The organism is Pseudochrobactrum algeriensis (genome assembly GCF_018436245.1).
Taxonomy (GTDB): Bacteria; Pseudomonadota; Alphaproteobacteria; order Rhizobiales; family Rhizobiaceae; genus Pseudochrobactrum; species Pseudochrobactrum saccharolyticum.
Map to the genome: position 1 here is coordinate 3325574 of NZ_CP075361.1, position 18795 is coordinate 3344368.

An 18795-nucleotide genomic window follows, 5' to 3' on the forward strand; every position below is an offset into this window, starting at 1 on the left:
AATAACGGAAGCTGATATGGCTGATGAACAGGATAGCAGCACTCTCTATACGGTAGAGCTGGTGCTGGAAAATGAAGCCGCGATGATCCGTTTTGCGGAAGACATCGCACTGGCACTCGCTAAAGGCGACCTTGTTACGCTGAAAGGCGATCTGGGCGCAGGCAAGTCCACTTTAGCACGGGCAATTATTCGCACCATAGCCAATGACGATTTCTACGAAGTGCCAAGCCCGACTTTTACGCTGGTACAGTCTTATCCTGAATTGCGTTTGCCCATAGCTCACACAGATCTCTACCGCCTGTCCTCGCCGGAAGAACTGGATGAGCTGGGGCTGGATGAAGCACTGGAAAGCGGTGCGGTGCTGGTGGAATGGCCGCAGCAGGGTGAGGGCGCTTTACCTGTGCCGACAATTGCGATCAGTATTGATCATGAAGATGATGGCCGTCGCCTCACGATGGAAGTCACTGCTAAAGCTGCGCGCCGTATCTCCCGTTCACTCGGCATCCGCAGTTTTCTGGAAAAATCCGACCGCCATCATGCTTCCCGCCGTTACCTGCTGGGCGATGCATCACCGCGCGGCTATGAGCTGATTACCAGCAACAACGGCAGCGAAATTCTGATGAATGCACCGGCTATGCCTTATGATCCGCCGGTCAAAGACGGACGTCCGTATCGCCAGATTGCTCATCTGGCGGAGAATATGGATGCTTTCGTTGCGATGAACCGGTTGCTGCGTGAAAAAGGTTTCCGCGCACCGGAAATTCTGGCGCTTAATCTCGATCGTGGTTTTCTGCTGATGGAGCATCTGGGCGCAGAAGGCGTTCTGGATAGTGAAGGCAAACCAATCGCAGAGCGCTATGTAGCGGCAGCGCGGATGCTGGCGCATCTGCATCAGCATGACTGGCCGCAGGATATTGCGATCAGTGAAGACCGTACCCATCATTTGCATGTGTTTGACCGTGATGCGATGCTGATTGAAGCAGAATTGCTGCCGGTCTGGTATCTGCCCTATGTACAGGGCGAGCCTGCCAGTGCTGACCAGACACAAAGCTTTGAACAGGCATGGGACAGCGTATTCAAAAGCCTTGAAAACGCAGAATATAGCCTGCTGATGCGCGATTATCATTCGCCGAATATTCTCTGGCAGGATAAGGCAGAAGGCATTGCCCGCCTAGGCATTATTGATTTTCAGGATGCGATGATCGGTCCGTCGGCATACGATCTGGCGTCACTGGCAATGGATGCCCGTGTGACTATTGCGGATGAGCTTCAGGATCAAATTGGTGTGGCTTATTGTGATGAGCGCCGCAAGCTGGCCAAGGCTTTTGACGAAGAGGCTTTCCGTTCCGCCTATGCGATTATGGCTGCGCAGCGTAACACCAAAATTCTCGGTATTTTTGTGCGCCTGTTCAAGCGCGATGGTAAGCCGGCTTATTTGCAGCATCTGCCGCGTATTCAGGCCTATGCAACCCGTGCCTTGCAGCATCCGTCTCTTGCACCGGTGCGCAAATGGTATCAGGACAATGGTCTTTTGCAGGATTAATACCCATGCCGGATAAGAAAAACTCAGAAGCATTTGCCCCCGATACAGCAATGGTACTGGCAGGAGGCTTAGGCACACGGATGCGCCCGCTGACCCTGACCACGCCAAAGCCGCTGATCGAAGTGGCAGGCCGCACATTGATTGATCGCGGGCTGGATGCGCTGGTTGAAGCCGGTGTTAAAAAGGCCGTGGTCAATGTACATTATCTGGCTGACCAGATGGAAGAACATCTGAAAACTCGTGATGACATTGCGATCACCATTTCCGATGAACGCGAATTGTTGCTCGATTCTGCAGGTGGTATTGTCAAAGCCTTGCCGGAGCTCGGTGATAAGACATTTTATATCCTCAATGCCGATACATTTTGGGTGGATTCTCAAAACTCGAACCTGAAAAATCTCGCTCAAAGCTGGGATGAAAGCAGAATGGATATTCTGCTGATGCTGGCAGACCGGCATCACTCTACCGGCCATGAAGGGCGCGGCGATTTTCATCTCAATGAAGACGGTACATTGCGCCGTGTGCCCGTGGATCAGCGTTCCGATTATATTTATGCCGGTGCGGCACTGGTTAATCCGCAGCTCTTTGCCGGTAAAGAGATCAGTGTTTCTTCCCTCAACAGCTATTTTAATGCGGCCATTGCCGCAGGCCGGCTTTACGGTATGGTCATGCAGGGGCATTGGCTGACGGTTGGTACGCCGGAAGCAATCGGCGAGGCAGAAGCTGCCCTTTTGACACTCGCGTAAAGCAGAATATTCAGTTTTAGGGAGACGGGTCTATGAGCGAGCGGCGTCCGCGTCTTTATTCGATTGCATCGGGAACACCATTTCTGCCGCGTTTTGCCGATGCTTTGCTGAATGGTGAGCTGATCGAAGGCTTTGGTGCCGATGCAGGCAATCCGCTGGCTCTGGCAGATGCAGTAATCTATGTGCCGACACGCCGCGCGGCGCGTGCCTTGCGCGCTTTGCTGGTTGACCGGAATCCGGCTAATGCCGCTCTTTTGCCGTCTATCCGACCGCTGGGTGATGTGGAGGAAAGTGCAGCGCTGTTTGACAGTGCTGCGGAAGAGTTTTTGCAGCTTGCCCCGCCGATGAGTGAACCGGAGCGGTTATTGCTGCTGGCGCAGCTTATTCGGCCATGGCGCGAAAGCCTGCCGTCGCATATCCGTGCCATGTTCGGTGCAGAGGATATTGCCATTCCGGCAACCACTGCTGATGCCATCTGGCTGGCGCGTGATCTGGTGCGACTGATGGATCAGGTGGAGACAGAAGGGGCAGACTGGAGCGAGCTTGGCCTGATTGCACCGGAAGAGCTTGCCGACTGGTGGCGGGTGACACTGCAATTTCTGGAAATTGTCACCAAAATCTGGCCGGATGTTCTGGCCGAGCGCAACCGTTCCAATGCATCGCAGCATCGCAACTGGCTGATTGAGTTTGAAACGCAGCGGATGCAGAAAAATCCGCCGCAAGGCCCTGTGATTGTGGCCGGTTCCACCGGTTCTATTCCGGCGACGGCAAAACTGGTGGCAACCATCGCTCGCTTGCCAAAAGGTGCCGTGGTATTTCCGGGGCTGGATCGTGATCTGGATGAGAAAGCGTGGACCTTGCTCGCCGACGGGCTGAATAATCCGTCCACCTACGGCCATCCGCAATATGGGTTGCGCAAGCTTCTGGATCAGATGCAATGCCGCCGTGAGGATGTGCAGCATCTGGAAATTACGAATCCGGCTAAGCGTATGCGCGAGCACATTGTCAGTGAGGCATTGCGTCCGGCAGAAACCACAGACCTATGGGGGCATTTAAAGCTTGATGCACAGGCTGTGCGCGATGCGATGCAGAATGTAGCACTGATCGAAACAGCTAATGAGCGTGAAGAAGCACTGGCAGTGGCACTGGCCTTGCGGGATGCGATTGAAGAACCGGATAAAACCGCAGCTTTGGTGACCGTTGACCGTAATCTGGCGCGGCGTGTGGTGCTGGAGCTTACTCGTTTCGGCATTGATGCGGATGATTCCGGTGGTAAACTCCTGCGTGATACGGAAGCGGTTATTCTGCTGCGTCTGCTGATTACCTGTGTGTTTGAACCGGGGGATCCGGTGGCACTGCTGGCATTGGCCAAGCATCCGCTGGTGCGGCTGGGGCAAAAGCGCGGTGATCTGCGTCGTGCCGCGGAAATGCTGGAACTGGTTGCGTTACGCGGCGGTACGGGCAGGGCGGATATTGCCGATCTGCCGGGCTTTCTTGAACAGAAAATGATGGAAGCGTCCGCCAAGCCTTATGAACCGGCGTGGCAGGATAATATTGCGGCGGCAGAGCTTATCCAGTTGCAGAGTTTCTGTGCGGCAATGACTGCTGCGGTAGCACCGCTGACCGATCTTATCCGCATTCAGGCGCGGATTGAAGTACCGCAGATTATGCGGGCGAGTGTTGAGGCACTGGAAAATCTGGCACGGGATATCGATGATACTGTGCATCTGCTCTATCAGGGGCAACAGGGCGAGCAGTTCAGTGCGTTTCTGCGCCAGCTGATTGCCGCTGATACAGGGCTGGATTTCCTGCCGGAAGAATGGCCGGATATGTTTGAAGCACTGCTGGCCAATGAAACGGTCAAGCCGCATCCGGGCGGCCATCCGCGTGTGTTTATTTGGGGGGCGCTGGAAGCGCGTCTTCAGACGGTTGATACGGTGATTGTCGGCGGGTTGAATGAGGGGATCTGGCCAGCGAAAACCCGCAATGATCCGTTTATGTCGCGCCCGATGAAGGGCATGATCGCGCTTGATCCGCCGGAAGTGCGTACCGGCCTTGCCGCGCATGATTTTGCCATGGCAACGGGGATGGAGCAGGTGATTTTCTCCCGCTCGCAGCGCTCTGAAAATGCACCGACTGTGCCGTCGCGCTGGTTGCTGCGATTGGAAACGGTGACGGGTAAAGCTGTGACTGACGCCATGCGTGAGCGCGGCGGTAAATATCTGTACTGGGCGCGTTTGCTCGATGTCAGCCCTGATGTGCCGTTTGTCTCGCGTCCTGAACCGAAGCCTCCGGTGGATGCGCGACCGAAACATTTCTCAGTCACAGAAATTGAAACACTGCGCCGCGATCCTTATGCGATCTATGCGAAGAAAATTTTGCGTCTGCGTGCATTGGAACCGCTGATCCGCGATCCGGCTGCGGCTGAACGCGGAACGCTGTTTCATGATATTCTCGGCGAATTTACCCGCCGCGATATTGACCCTCTGTCACCGCAGGCGGAAGAAGAATTACTGGAAATCGGGCGCGGTGCTTTCACTGATGCCGATCTGCCGCCGGAGATTGAAGCCGTGTGGTGGCCGCGCTTTACCGCGCTGATACCAGAGTTCTTGCACTGGGAGCGTGAGCGCGCGCCTTATGTGCATGAGCGCCATGCGGAAATTTCATCGGCAAAAGCAGTTGTCGAGCCGCTGGCCGTGACACTGTCCGGCCGTGCTGACCGTATTGATGTGATGCGTGACGGCACAACGGTGGTGATCGACTATAAGACCGGTTCCACACCATCGGTGCGCCAAGCCCATGTGCTGTTGTCACCACAGCTGGCACTGGAAGCGGCTTTGCTTCGCCGCGGTGCCTTTAAAGAGATCGGCCAGAGCGATGCTCAAGATTTGCTCTATGTGCGTTTGCAGGGCGGCGGAAGGCTCAAGCCGGAATCCATTCTCAGTACGGATCGCGGTGCCAGCGTGAAAACCGCTGTGGAGCTGGGTGAAGAATCGTGGACGCGTCTCGGAGAATTGCTCACGGAATATAATCGCGAGGAGCAGGGCTATCGTTCCCGTGCTTTGCCGTTTCGTGAAAGTGATCTGACAGGTGATTACGACCATCTGGCGCGGGTTCTGGAGTGGTCTGCCGGTGGTGCTGACGAAGGCGGAGACGCATAATGAAACCTAAAATCATCCCGCAGGAAACTATTGATGCACAGGCCAAGGCTGCAAACCCTTACGATTCCGTCTGGGTATCGGCCAATGCCGGTTCCGGTAAAACCCATGTGCTGACAGAACGGGTGATCCGGCTGCTGCTGGAGGGCACAGACCCGTCAAAGATCCTTTGTCTGACCTATACCAAAGCCGCAGCGGCAGTGATGCAGAACCGTGTTTTTCAGCGGCTCTCGGAATGGGCAGTACTGGATGATGAGGGACTGAGCAAAAAACTCAAAGATCTGGAAAAGCGTGAGCCCGATGCAATCCGTCTTGAAATTGCACGACGTTTGTTTGCCCGTGCTTTGGAAACACCGGGCGGTTTGAAAATTCAGACCATTCACGCTTTTTGTGAATCCATCCTGCACCAGTTTCCGCTCGAAGCGAATATTGCCGGTCATTTTGAAATGCTCGACGATATGATGCAGACGGCACTGGTGGGCGAAGCACGGCGGCAATTGCTCGAAGTGGCTTCCACCTCTGCCCATGCGGGTCTGGCTGAAGCTTTTGCCACGGTGCTGGAAACCGCCGGTGAAATGGGGCTGGAAAATCTGCTGGATGAAGCGGTGTCCAAACGCCATGCTTTGCATGGATTTATCCGGCAGACCGGTGTTGCGGAAACCCGTCAGGATGTTTTCTATCGTCATTTCGGCTTCGACCCCGATGATACTGAAGCCGATATTCTCTCCGATCTCTGGCCGGTGGCTGAGTTTTCCGATGATGTGCTGGATGCGGTGATGAATTTGCGCAAGCCTGCTGCCCGTGCGCAGGATGTTGTGCTGCAATTGCGGATGATTAAACCGCAGACCACACCGGCACAGATGCAGGATATTCTGCGCAAGGCATTTCTTAAATCCACAGGCGAGCCGAAAAACGGCTCATGGGTGGCGACTGCTGCGGTCAAAGCGGAGCTACCGGATTTCGAAGACGACTTTAATCGTGTTGTTGCCGATATTCATGAAGGGCTCGACCGGCTTAAATTGCTGAAGCTGATCCGGCTCAATCTTGCAGCCTTCACGCTGATTGATGATCTGCTGTCGCGTTATGAGAAGATGAAGCGCAATCGTGGATTGCTGGATTTTGACGATCTGATCAACCGCACAGTCTCGCTGTTGTCACGCAACGGCGCGGGCATGTGGGTGCAGTATAAGCTCGACCGCGGTATTGATCATATTCTGGTAGATGAGGCGCAGGATACCAGCCCTGAACAGTGGCAGGTTATCAATATGCTCTCCGCCGAGTTCTTTTCCGGCTCGGGGCAGCGTGATGTGCGCCGTACCCTTTTCGCAGTGGGCGATGAGAAACAGTCGATCTATTCGTTTCAGGGCGCACGTCCTGAGGATTTTGCCGCGACCGGTAAAGCTGTTTCCCGCATGGCAGCCCGTGCGGAATTGAGCTTTGAAAAAGTCAGTCTCAACTTCTCTTTCCGCTCGACACCGGATGTTTTGTCGGCAGTGGATACGGTGTTTTCGCGCGAAGAGGCTTTTCGTGGACTTGGCATCGAGCGGCAGCCGACCGTTCATGCTGCGATCCGTTCCAATGATGCCGGTGAGGTTGAGGTCTGGGATATTCTGACGCCGGAAAAGGTTGAAGAGGTTGAGGACTGGCGCACGCCGATTGACCAGTTGCCTGCACCGGCCGTCAAGCTGGCCGAGCAGATTGCCACCACCATACGCCATTGGCTGGATACAGGCGAGCCTATCCATGGCAAGGGGCGGCGCATGGAGCCGCGCGATATTATGGTGCTGGTGCGCAAACGTGATCTGTTCATGCCAGCACTTTCCCGTGCCTTGAAAAATCGCGGTGTGCCGGTGGCCGGTGCTGACCGCTTGCGCCTCACCAGCCATATCGGGATTAAAGACCTGATGGCTGTCGGGCGTTTTGTGCTGCAACCGGCCGATGATTTGTCACTGGCAAGTGTGCTGAAAAGCCCGCTCTTTGGTTTGACCGAGGAGCAGCTTTATCGTCTTGCGCAGCCGCGCGGCACCAAGCAGACGCTTTATGCCGCGATGGAAAAGCTGGGTGAAAGCGATGCGCCGGATGCGGGCGCATGGCAGGTGCTGTACACAAAACTGCGCCGCTGGCGCAATATGGCCGATACAATGCCGGTCTTTGAGTTCTATGCCCGTATTCTTGGACAGGATGGCGGGCGGCGTAAATTGCTGGCGCGGCTCGGGCCGGAAGCCGGTGATGTGATCGACGAGTTTCAGAACTACGCTTTGGCAACCGAGCGCAGTGGCCTGCCTGGGCTACAGGCTTTTTTGGAAACGCTGGAGGCAGCTTCACCGGAGATCAAGCGCGAGCTGGATCAGAACCGCGATGAAGTGCGTATCATGACGGTTCATGCCTCCAAGGGGCTGGAAGCGGCTGTGGTTTTCATGGTTGATCCTGGTAATGCCGCATGGTCGGCAGGGCGTGCACCAAAGCTGCTGAGCTTTGATATGGCTGAGCCGGACGGTTATGAGGGCAAGGGCTTTCTCTGGCTGCCGAAAAGCGATTACGGCACCGGTTTTACTGCGGAGCTGCTGGAAGAGCTTAAAACCCGCTCTGAGGAAGAATATCGCCGCCTGCTTTATGTCGGCATGACCCGTGCGGAAGACCGGCTGATCCTGTGCGGTTATCGCGGTGAGCGCGAGAGCGAAAACACATGGTTGAAACTGGCCTCTGACGGGCTGGGTGATGAGGCCGTGGCCTATGATCATCCGGTGGAAGGTGTGAGCGCACGGCGTTATCGCAAGACAGAACTGGCAGAACTGGAGATGCAGGATAAAGCGGATGCGGCTGAGACCGCCTATCCGCCATTGCCTGAGCATTATCGCAGGCCGCTGGAGCCGGAGCAGGGGCTGCCGCGTCCGCTGACGCCATCCGGCGCTTCTGCACTGATTGAGGCTGATGCGGAGCAGGTTGTACGCAGCGGTTCGCCCGTTCTGGAGCAGGGCGCACAGACTGAGGGCAGTGGCCGCAGCTTTGGTTTGCAACGCGGAACGGTAATTCACACATTGCTGCAACGTTTGCCGGATTTGCCTGCGGAACAACGCGAGCAGGCGGCACAGCGTTATCTGAATATTGCTGCCGGCGATTGGCATGAAACGCAGCGTGAGAAAGCATTGGCAGCGGTCAGCACTATTCTGAATGATCCGCAATTTGCTGCGGTATTTTCACCCGCTTCCAAAGCGGAAGTCTCATTGATGGGTAAGCTGCAATTGCGCGGCAAGGAACAGGTTGTTTCCGGCCAGATCGACCGGATTTGTGTTGAAGACGACCGTGTGCTGATTGTGGATTATAAAAGCAACCGTCCGCCAGCCCGCACGCAGCAGGAAGTGCCGCAGGCCTATATCACGCAGCTTGCACTGTATCGTGCGCTGGTTGAGCCGCTTTATCCGCATAAACGTGTTGAGGCTGCATTGCTGTTCACTGAAGGGCCGCATCTGATTGTGCTGGATGAGGATGTGATGGAACAGGCACTGATTGCTCTGGGCAAGGCTGTATGAAGAGGCTTAAAGCATTTCACAGTCAAATTGGATCAATTTGACGGCTGTGATAATGCGACTACTAAAGAATCTAGAGCGAGGCGCCGTGATCCAAATTGGATGTCATCCGCTCTAGGTGAAAACTATATTGACCTTTCATCACAATGACACCACATATCAGCTAATAATGAATTTCATAGCAGGTTTTGGCCTGTAACAGCGAAAGAGGAAAGCCTATGGCGACCGTTAAAATTGACAATAGCAATTTCGAATCCGATGTGCTGAAAGCTTCTGAGCCGGTTGTGGTGGATTTTTGGGCGGAATGGTGCGGGCCTTGTAAAATGATTGCACCGGCTCTGGAAGAAATTTCAGCAGAAATGTCCGGACAGGTGAAGATCGCCAAGGTGAATATCGATGAAAATCCGGAACTGGCTGCGCAATATGGCGTACGTTCCATCCCGACATTGCTGATGTTCAAAAATGGTGAAATCGCTGCCAATATGGTTGGTGCTGCACCAAAGAGCCGTCTGGCCGACTGGATTAAAGCTTCGGCTTAATCAGATAAAGCATTATCAAAAAAGCCCCGCATGAGCGTTCATGCGGGGCTTTTTTATAAAGATCATCACTTATTGCGGCGGTGTGTTATTTGCTGCCAGCACATCACCCGCCAGATAAAGCGAGCCGCCGATCAGAATGCGCGGCGCAATCACCTCATCTTTGACTTGTTCTTTGATGGCTTTAAGCCCTTCAGCCACACTTGCAACCGGCAGAGCTTCCAGACCGGCTCTGCGTGCCGCATCGGCCAGCGTTTCATGGTCAATACCGGAATCGCTGGAACTGATCGCTACCGTATAGACCTGTCTGGCCATACCGGTGAAAGCCTCAAAATAACCAACCGGATCTTTGGTATTGATCATGCCGGTAATCAGATAGAGCGGACGCGGATCGCGTTCTTCAAGTTCGGCCAGAGCTTCGGCAATGACCACACCGGCACCCGGATTATGCCCGCCATCAAGCCAGACTTCAGCCTTTTCAGGAGCAAAACGCATCAGATCACCCTGTGTCAGGCGCTGCATACGCGCTGGCCATGTCACGGATGTCATGGCTTTTTCAACTGCCTGATCACTTAACGCGAAACCGGCTTCGCGCACAGCTTTGATCGCTGCTGCTGCATTGGCAATTTGGTGACGGCCTGGGAGACGAGGTAGCGGCAAATCAATCAATCCGCTCTCATCCTGATAGACCATGCGGCCATGTTCCTGATAGGCGAGGAAATCCTGCCCGAAAACGCTCAGCGGACAGCGCAAACGGTCTGCAATATCAATCATCACCTGACGGGCATCATCGCTGCTCTGGAAGCCGATCACCACCGGACAACCGCGTTTGATAATTCCGGCTTTTTCAGCGGCAATGATTTCGACTTTATCGCCGAGATAGGACTGGTGATCGAGCGAGACCGGCATAATCAGCGATACGGCCGGTTTGGTGATGACATTGGTGGCGTCAAAGCGTCCGCCAAGACCAACCTCCAGAATAACTGCATCTGCCGGATGCTCGGCGAAAAGTACAAAGGTCACGGCGGTCAGAAGCTCGAATACGGTGATCATATGCTCACCATTCGCCTCTGTTACCCGCGCAACGGCATCCGACAGCGTTGCATCATCAACCAGCTGACCGGTTCCGCCTTTACGCCCCAGACGATAGCGCTCATGCCAGTTCACCAGATGCGGGGAGGTGTGCACATGCACCGCCAGCCCTTCCGCCTCCAGAAGCGCGCGGGCGAAAGCAGTGGCTGAACCCTTGCCGTTGGTACCGGCAATATGGATGATCGGCGGCAACTTATCCTGCGGATTGCCCAGCGCTTCCAGCAGGCGGCTGATGCGCTCAAGTGACAGATCAAAACCCTTCGGGTGTTTTTCCAGAAGGCGTTCAATACGATGTGCGGCGGTGAGATTTTGTGTCATGGCAGATCCGGGAATGCTCTATCTTTTTTGTTTTTACGCGTATCTTATTCCAATCGAAGCAGGAAAAGAAATCAGTCCAGTGAACTGATTTCCCTGCGAAGGCGCTTCACACTTTTTGGGATACGCTCTGATAATCGCAGATGAACTGACCAGTTTGCGACCTGATTTGCAACAGGGTACTTATAAAAGAAAACGCGCCGCTGGTTTAGCGGCGCGAAAAGTCATCTTACCGGCAAAAAACTCTGCCGGTCAGGATAAATCCGTCAGGCAGAAGCTGCGCGTGCAGCATCTTCAGCAATAGCGGGTTTTGCTTCGGCTGCAGGCTGCTTCATCATGATTTTCAGGATGCGGGCAACGGTTTCTTTCATCTCGAGGCGGGAAACCACCATATCGATCATACCGTGATCCAGCAAATATTCCGCGCTTTGGAAGCCTTCCGGCAGCTTTTCACGGATCGTCTGTTCAATCACGCGTGCACCGGCAAAACCGATCATTGTGCCCGGTTCGGCAATATGAACATCGCCGAGCATAGCATAAGAAGCGGTAACGCCACCAAAAGTCGGGTTGGTCAGAACCACGATATAAGGCAAGCCTGCTTCTTTGAGCATTTCCACGGCAACAGTGGTGCGTGGCATCTGCATCAGTGACAGAATACCTTCCTGCATACGCGCACCGCCGGAAGCGGTGAACAGAACCAGCGGACGTTTCTTCGCAATGGCTGTTTCTGCTGCTTTGATGATAGCGTCACCGGCAGCCATACCGAGGGAACCGCCCATGAAAGCAAAGTCCTGAACGGTGGCAACAATCGGCAGGTCTTCAATCGTACCCAGCGCATTGATGATGCAATCATCCTGCTGCGTGCGGTTACGATAGTCTTTCAGACGATCAACATATTTCTTTTCATCGCGGAATTTCAGCGGATCTGTTGCAACTTTAGGGTTTTCCAGAACCTCATATTTACCTTCATCAAAGAAGAAACGCAGACGGTCTTTGGCCGGAATGCGCATATGATGGCCGGAAGCAGGGATCACCCACTGATTGCTTTCCAGATCTTTGTGAAACACCATTTCACCGGTTGACGGGTCCTTGATCCAGAGATTCTCCGGCATATCCCGACGCCCCAGCATGGAGTTGAGCTTCGGACGGACATAATTCGTAATCCAGTTCATATGGGCTTTCCGTTGTTCTTAATTCCTGAAGTCTTTGTGCTCTTATACCAAATTGCGCTTAAAGCGCAAAACTCAGAACACAAAGAATGCCGGATTACTCCGGCAAGCTTAATTATCTGTTTTACGCTGCTTATTGGGCAGGAGCAAGGCGGGCGCTGCGAACACCGGAGGCAAGCTCGCTGACAACAGCCGTTGCGGCAGCAACAGGATCACCCTGAACCTTGTCATTGGCATCCAGTGTACCGGCAATAGCCGCCACGATCGCGGAGCCGACAACCACACCGTCAGCCGATGCACCGATTGCTTTTGCCTGCTCGCCTGAACGGACACCAAAACCAACGCAAACCGGCAGGTCTGTGTGGCTTTTGATCCGTGCAACGGCTGCACTGACCTGTGCAGTATCTGCAAGCGCCGAACCGGTAATACCGTTCATCGACACGTAATAGACAAAACCGGACGTGTTTTCGAGCACTTTCGGCAGACGCTTTTCATCTGTTGTCGGGGTAGCCAGACGAATGAAATTGATACCGGCTTTAATCGCCGGAATGCAAAGTTCTTCGTCCATTTCCGGCGGCAGATCGACAACGATCAGGCCGTCAATGCCAGCTTCCAGCGCATCTTTGATGAAGCGCTCAACACCGTAAATATAGATCGGGTTGTAATAACCCATCAGCACAATCGGTGTTGTGTCATCGCTCACGCGAAAGTCACGCACCATCTGCAGGGCTTTCGGCAAAGTCTGGCCTGCATGCAGTGCGCGCAGGGCTGCCGCCTGAATGGCAGGGCCATCAGCCATCGGATCGGAAAACGCCATGCCGATTTCAATCACATCAGCACCGGCTTTCGGCAGCGCTTTCATGATTTCAACAGACGTTGCGTAATCAGGATCACCACCCATGAAATACGTGACCAGCGCAGGGCGGCCTTCAGCGCGAAGTGCCGCGAATTTCTCATCCATACGTTTTGTCATGATTACATTTCCATTCCGAGAATTTCGCCGACTGTGTGCACGTCTTTATCACCGCGGCCGGAGAGATTGACGATCATGATCTGATCCTGATCCATTTCCGGTGCCAGCTTCAGAGCCTGTGCAATCGCATGGGAGGATTCCAGTGCCGGAATAATGCCTTCCGTGCGGGTGGTGATCTGAAAAGCTTCGAGCGCTTCATCATCCATAATCGGCACGTAATTCACGCGGCCGGTATCTTTCAGCCATGAATGTTCAGGGCCTACACCCGGATAATCGAGACCGGCAGAAACCGAGTGGCCTTCAAGAATCTGGCCATCTTCATTCTGCAGCAAGTAAGTGCGGTTGCCATGCAACACGCCCGGATTGCCTGCGGTCATGGAAGCGCAATGCTTGTCACCATCCAGACCAAGGCCACCGGCTTCAACACCGTAGATTTTAACCGATGTATCATCGAGGAACGGATGGAACAGGCCGATCGCATTGGAACCGCCGCCAACGGCCGCAATAATCGCATCCGGCAGACGACCTTCACGTTCCAGCATCTGTTCACGGGCTTCAGTGCCGATCACGGCCTGAAAATCGCGTACCATTTCCGGATAAGGATGCGGGCCGGCAGCTGTACCGATCAGGTAATAGGTGTCTTCCACATTGGTAACCCAGTCACGCAGGGCTTCGTTCATCGCGTCTTTCAGCGTGCCGTTACCGGCGGTCACGGCATTGACCTTCGCGCCGAGCAGTTTCATGCGGAACACGTTTGGTTTCTGACGCTCTACGTCCGTTGCGCCCATATAGACGACGCATGGCAGGCCAAAGCGGGCTGCAACGGTTGCCGAAGCAACACCGTGCTGACCGGCACCGGTTTCCGCAATAATGCGGGTTTTGCCCATGCGCTTGGCAAGCAGGATCTGGCCGAGGCAATTATTGATCTTGTGACTGCCGGTATGGTTCAGGTCTTCGCGTTTGAAATAAATCTTCGCGCCGCCTTTACCGCCCTTGGCTTCAGCCTGTTCACGGACATAGCGGGTCAGACCTTCAGCATAATAGAGCTTGGAAGGGCGACCGGCATAATGGGTGGAAAGTGCCTGCAATTCGGCTTTGAATTCAGGATCTTCCTTGGCTGCATCATAGGCAGCCTGCAGATCGAGGATCAGCGGCATCAGAGTTTCTGCAACGAAACGCCCGCCGTAAATACCAAACATGCCGTCTTCATTCGGCCCGGTTTTGAAAGAATTGAGCTCGCTCGACATGAGATATGCTTCCGATCTTTGATTCAAATGGATGCCTGATAAGGCAGTCTTATTTCGTATTGCTTGCTTCACGCACGGCTGCAAAAAACGCATCAATCAGATGCACGTCTTTTTTGCCCGGCTCGCTTTCAACACCTGATGAAATGTCGATAGCAAAGCTGCCTGTTTTGGCAAGAGCCACATTAATATTTTCTGCGTTCAGACCGCCTGAAAGCATGTAATTGCCCAGATCCTGCCGTGCTTTCAGAAGGTTCCAGTCAAAAGAGACACCATTGCCGCCCGGCAGTTCTGAACCCTTTGGTGCCTTCGCGTCAAACAGAAAACGGTCTGCAATGCCCTGATAGGGTGCAACCACATCAAAATCGCTGTTTTCACGGATGGAAAAGGCTTTCATCACCGGCAGGCCGTAGCGCTGCTTCACCTCAGCCACCCGTTCCGGCGTTTCATTACCGTGCAATTGCAGAATATCCGGCTGCAGCACAGCGACAATTTCGTCCAGTTGCGCATCATCCGCATTCACAGTCACGGCGACGATTTTCGCTTTTCCACGAGCCGCAGCGGCAAGCCTGGCTGCTTGTGCAGGCTCGAGATGACGCGGGCTTTTCGGGAAAAAGATAAAGCCGATATGGCTGGCGCCGTTTTTCAGAACGGTTTCCACGGCTTCCGGCGTTTTCAGGCCGCAGATTTTAACTTCGATAGCGGAGGAGGACATTTGCTTAATTTCAGACTGTTTATTGAATAAAAATAGAGTTTAGCGCGTAAAAAGCCGGAGGGACAGCTTAATCCGTCACTGCAGCAAAGGAAACCGCATGGAGTGCACTGCCATGCCGTTTGAGCCATGCCCGTGATGTTGGTGTATCAGGGCAGAGTCTGGTGCAAAGCGCCCAGAAATCCGGCCCGTGATTCATTTCGATCAGATGGGCAACTTCATGAGCGACCAGATAATTGATCACCTCTGCCGGTGCCATCATAATACGCCATGAAAATGCCAGATCTCCCTTCGAAGTGCAGGAGCCCCAGCGACTGGTTGTGTCTTTAAAGCGCACGGAAGTTGCCGGTTTACCGATGCGTTCCGTATGCACCAGCACCAACCCGTTAATATCAAGCTTGGCCAGTTTCTTCAGATAGTCGGCAATGCGTCGTCCCATATGCTGGGCATCGCCATGCACAATCAGTATGGCCTGACCGTTTTCATCTTGATCCTGCCTTGTGGTGCCGCGCTTGGCCGGTTCATGCACAATTCGGTGCGCAATGCCGCGAATATGAATGGTGCTGCCGTCCATAAAAGGCACAGCGACGGGTACTTTGGAAATCTGAGCTTCAATCCAGCCGTGATGACGGGCGATAAATAGATCAAGCTCACGCTCCGGCAGGCGCGGCGGAACGGTAACACGGATAGCTTTGCCGCCGGTTTCAATGCGCAGGGTCAGTCTTTTGGCGCGCGGATTTTCCCAAATACTCAGCGGCAGACTGCGTCCCGCAACAGGATAAGTCCGCTCGGCACGCAGTGCTTTCGGTGCAGGCTGTTTTTTCGCTGCTTTTTTTAGCGGAGGTTTGCGGAATAAAGACAGGATCATGCCGAGACTATAAGTGATTCGCTCTTAGAACTATAAGAAAGGCGCATCTGCCGATGCGCCTCTGAGATAGTGTATAAATATGCGCGCTGGTTACAGCTCAATCACATCATCTTTCGATGTGTTTTTACGGCGCTCAGCCATGAAGCGTTCGAATTCTTCACGGTCGCGGGCGCGGCGCAGTTCACGAATATGCGCTTCAAATTCCGAACGGGCTTCATCAAGCTTGCGGCGTTCTTCATCAAGGCGCTTCAATTCTTCATCACGCCAGTCATCAAAGGCGCTGTTGCCGGTCGATTGCATGCCGCCGGTGAAGCGGGAGAAATCCTGACCTTTGCGGCGGCATTTGCCGACAAATTCATCAGTCGCCTGATTGATGTCGCGTTTCACGCCGGGCAGACGGTCGCCCCAGATGATATAAGCCAGCATGGCAAGACCAAGCGGCCAGAAAAAGATAAAGCCTAAGACCATCAGTGCAATTGTTGCCGGTGTCCAGGCTGGACGGATCAATGCGGATGTGTTCATGAGATGGCTCCGTAAATCAGCTTGATGATCCGAAGTAATCATCAATCGCTAAAATACGTGGTGTGTACGGAGCCAGAATTCAAGAAAAACCCCGCAAAATCGGTGTTTTTGCGGGGTCGGCAGATCGGTTTTACCAGTGTTTCAGAACTGATTTTTAAACTTTTTCAATGCTTTAAATTCTCAGCGGAATTTTGAAAGATATTCCGATCCGGCAACGATCAGACCGGCAATCAGTGCCCAGAATGCGGAGCCGATGCCTAAGATTGTAATGCCCGAGGCGGTGACGGCAAAAGTAATAATCGCGGCAAAGCGCTCGTGCTCGTTTTTTAACGCGAGCGACAAGGCATTGATGAACGGGCCGATCAGGCCAAGACCTGCAATCAGCATAATTAATGCCGGTGGCAGCACTGCGAAGACCGCCACCAGTGATGCGCCGAAAATCGCAAAAATCAGATAGCACAGGGCATAAAACGGACCAGTCAGCCAGCGCTGTTTCGGATCGGGATGGGCATCATGGCCGGTGCAGATTGCTGCTGAAATCGCCGCCATATTGCTGGTATGGGCACCAAAAGGCGCAGAAATCAGCGAGACAAGGCCGGTTACCTGCAGGCAGGCTGCTGTTGGCGGTTCATAACCGGCAGCGCGCAACACAGCAAAACCGGGCAGGTTCTGGGAAGCCATGGTCACCAGATAAAGCGGCAGCGCCAGTCCGATCATGGCAGACAGGGAGAATTCCGGCATGATCATCGTCAGAGTGGAGAGTTCCGGTGTCGGCAGATTGTCCGCACGGCCGAGCAGCAATGCGAAAATCACACCGCCGATCAGCACACTGATGACAGCCATTGCCGGATTATACAGTCGGATAATCAGAAACAGGCCGATAAGCGGCAGTACCAGCAACGGGTCAAGCGACAGTGTTTTGGCAGCATTAATGACAAAGCTCGATAAAACACCGGCCAGCATACCGGAAGCGATGGATGCGGGAATTCGCTCAACAAATTTTGCCACTGGTTTGATCAGACCGGTGATGATGATGGCGACGGCGGTGACGATGAATGCGCCGACAGCCTCCTGCATGGTAAAGCCGATACTGGCACCGATCAGCGCCAGACCCGGTGTTGACCATGCGGTGATAATCGGAATGCGGTAGCGCCAGCTGAGATAGCCGGATGAGACAGCGAGCGCCAGCGATATGGCAGTGACCCAGCTTGCTGTTTCGGCCTGCGTTGCGCCAAGTGCAGTCGCTGCCGCAATAATCAGCGCCAGAGTGCCGCCAAACCCGACAAAAGCCGCAACTGCAGCCGATGCTACCACTGAAAACCGCATGATCCCCTCCCGATTATTGTAGGCTTTTTATTGTTATATTTGCGCGATCATGGCTTCTACAGTGCGTGTCAGCAAATCAAGATCCTGTGGACGGGAGAGGCGGTGATCGCCGTCGCGGATCAGCGTCAGTGTCACATTATCAACCGGCAGATGTTCGACAAGGCGCAGGGCATGGGCATAAGGTACATCAGGGTCTTCCATGCCTTGCAGAATATGCACGGGGCAGCCGGTTTCAATAATACCGTTGAGCACCTGATTGCTACGCCCGTCCTCAATCAGATTTTTGGTGTAGATATAAGGTTGCGGTGAGTATTCTGACGGCTCTTCCATATAGCCTTTTGTTGCGAGCTGGTTCTTCTGATCTTCTGTCAGCGCCGGTTCTACCAAGGCTTGTGTAAAATCCGGAGCGGGGGCAAGCAGTATCAGACCGGCAGGCTTCTCACCGGCTTTGATAAGTTCCTGCACTATCCGCAGCGCAATCCAGCCCCCCATTGAGGAGCCGATCAGAATTTGCGGGCCGGTTGTGAAGGCGCGATAGGTGGCAAGGCTTTGTTCCAGCCAGAGCGAGATTGTGCCGTCTTTGAATTCACCGCCGGATTCGCCATGGCCGGAATAGTCAAAGCGCAGCATGGAATGATTATGTGCTTCCGCCCATTGATCGAGATGCTGGGCTTTGCCGCCGAGCATGTCTGAGCAATAACCGCCAAGCCAGACAAGACCGGGGGCGTTGTCACCTTTTCTGTGACGCAAGGCGATTGATGTGCCTTTGACATCAAGAAACTGCGGGGCCTGATCGGTCATGGGTTGCTCCTGACTATGCTTATAAGTTTAGGCGTATAAATTTTGTTTGGTGGCGAAACATTGCTGCTACAAGCTATAAACTTGAAATTCTGCGAGGCAATGCTCATTTTAAAAGCAGCCACACAGATGCCGATTTGTCATCATAGTAATGAAACTGTGATGAGAAGCAGCTTTTAAGCCGGTTTTCGGGTGATTTTACTGCATTGATATTGCCCCGAGGGGGGTGATTTGCATTTCAAAAGATGCTATTGACTTTCGCGCTG

General features: G+C 53.9%; 14 protein-coding genes. 5 read left to right on the forward strand and 9 right to left on the reverse strand.

Translation table 11 applies throughout. From position 1 onward, the window contains the following. The first annotated feature begins 16 nt into the window (after positions 1 to 16). The 5 genes from tsaE (at position 17) to trxA (ending at position 9513) form a co-directional block, all read left to right on the forward strand. A complete protein-coding gene (tsaE, locus tag KHQ09_RS17540) occupies positions 17 to 1543 on the forward strand; it encodes a tRNA (adenosine(37)-N6)-threonylcarbamoyltransferase complex ATPase subunit type 1 TsaE (RefSeq protein WP_213599612.1) in 1527 nt (508 codons plus the stop codon). A 5-nt stretch (positions 1544 to 1548) separates the two neighbouring features. Continuing rightward, positions 1549 to 2289: a nucleotidyltransferase family protein gene (locus KHQ09_RS17545; RefSeq protein WP_213599614.1), complete on the forward strand. Its 741-nt coding sequence runs from the start codon at positions 1549 to 1551 to the stop codon at positions 2287 to 2289. 32 nt (positions 2290 to 2321) lie between these two features. Further along, entirely contained in the window at positions 2322 to 5450 is a 3129-nt protein-coding gene (gene addB, locus KHQ09_RS17550) for a double-strand break repair protein AddB (protein ID WP_213599616.1), read from the forward strand. Beyond that, positions 5447 to 8977, forward strand: coding sequence for a double-strand break repair helicase AddA (addA, locus tag KHQ09_RS17555; protein ID WP_420801488.1), 3531 nt, complete (start codon positions 5447 to 5449; stop codon positions 8975 to 8977). The genes addB and addA overlap by 4 nt, the downstream gene beginning before the upstream one ends. A gap of 215 nt (positions 8978 to 9192) precedes the next feature. After that, positions 9193 to 9513: a thioredoxin gene (gene trxA / locus KHQ09_RS17560; protein WP_151158825.1), complete on the forward strand. Its 321-nt coding sequence runs from the start codon at positions 9193 to 9195 to the stop codon at positions 9511 to 9513. Between the two features lie 69 nt (positions 9514 to 9582). On the opposite strand, the gene KHQ09_RS17565 is transcribed toward trxA, so the two are convergent. The 9 genes from KHQ09_RS17565 to KHQ09_RS17605 all read right to left on the reverse strand — a co-directional run bounded on the left by KHQ09_RS17565 (position 9583) and on the right by KHQ09_RS17605 (position 18532). Beyond that, on the reverse strand, positions 9583 to 10920 hold the full coding sequence (locus KHQ09_RS17565; RefSeq protein ID WP_213599636.1) for a bifunctional folylpolyglutamate synthase/dihydrofolate synthase: 1338 nt from the start codon (positions 10918 to 10920) through the stop codon (positions 9583 to 9585). 263 nt (positions 10921 to 11183) lie between these two features. Next, positions 11184 to 12089: an acetyl-CoA carboxylase, carboxyltransferase subunit beta gene (gene accD, locus KHQ09_RS17570; RefSeq protein ID WP_075653939.1), complete on the reverse strand. Its 906-nt coding sequence runs from the start codon at positions 12087 to 12089 to the stop codon at positions 11184 to 11186. A gap of 130 nt (positions 12090 to 12219) precedes the next feature. Beyond that, on the reverse strand, positions 12220 to 13059 hold the full coding sequence (trpA, locus tag KHQ09_RS17575; RefSeq protein ID WP_116088654.1) for a tryptophan synthase subunit alpha: 840 nt from the start codon (positions 13057 to 13059) through the stop codon (positions 12220 to 12222). Positions 13060 to 13061: 2 nt separating this feature from the next. Next, positions 13062 to 14306 (reverse strand): tryptophan synthase subunit beta, encoded by a 1245-nt coding sequence (gene trpB / locus KHQ09_RS17580; protein ID WP_213599638.1) that lies wholly within the window; start codon positions 14304 to 14306, stop codon positions 13062 to 13064. Positions 14307 to 14355: 49 nt separating this feature from the next. Further along, the gene (locus KHQ09_RS17585) at positions 14356 to 15018 is read right to left on the reverse strand and encodes a phosphoribosylanthranilate isomerase (protein ID WP_213599640.1); all 663 of its coding nucleotides are present in this window, start codon (positions 15016 to 15018) and stop codon (positions 14356 to 14358) included. Positions 15019 to 15085: 67 nt separating this feature from the next. Next, the gene (locus KHQ09_RS17590; protein ID WP_213599642.1) at positions 15086 to 15883 is read right to left on the reverse strand and encodes a M48 family metallopeptidase; all 798 of its coding nucleotides are present in this window, start codon (positions 15881 to 15883) and stop codon (positions 15086 to 15088) included. A gap of 90 nt (positions 15884 to 15973) precedes the next feature. After that, a complete protein-coding gene (locus KHQ09_RS17595; RefSeq protein ID WP_022709384.1) occupies positions 15974 to 16405 on the reverse strand; it encodes a DUF2852 domain-containing protein in 432 nt (143 codons plus the stop codon). Positions 16406 to 16585: 180 nt separating this feature from the next. Further along, positions 16586 to 17731, reverse strand: coding sequence for a benzoate/H(+) symporter BenE family transporter (locus KHQ09_RS17600; RefSeq protein WP_213599644.1), 1146 nt, complete (start codon positions 17729 to 17731; stop codon positions 16586 to 16588). A gap of 33 nt (positions 17732 to 17764) precedes the next feature. Beyond that, complete coding sequence (locus tag KHQ09_RS17605; protein ID WP_213599646.1) at positions 17765 to 18532, reverse strand: alpha/beta hydrolase; 768 nt, start codon at positions 18530 to 18532, stop codon at positions 17765 to 17767. Positions 18533 to 18795 lie beyond the last annotated feature (263 nt).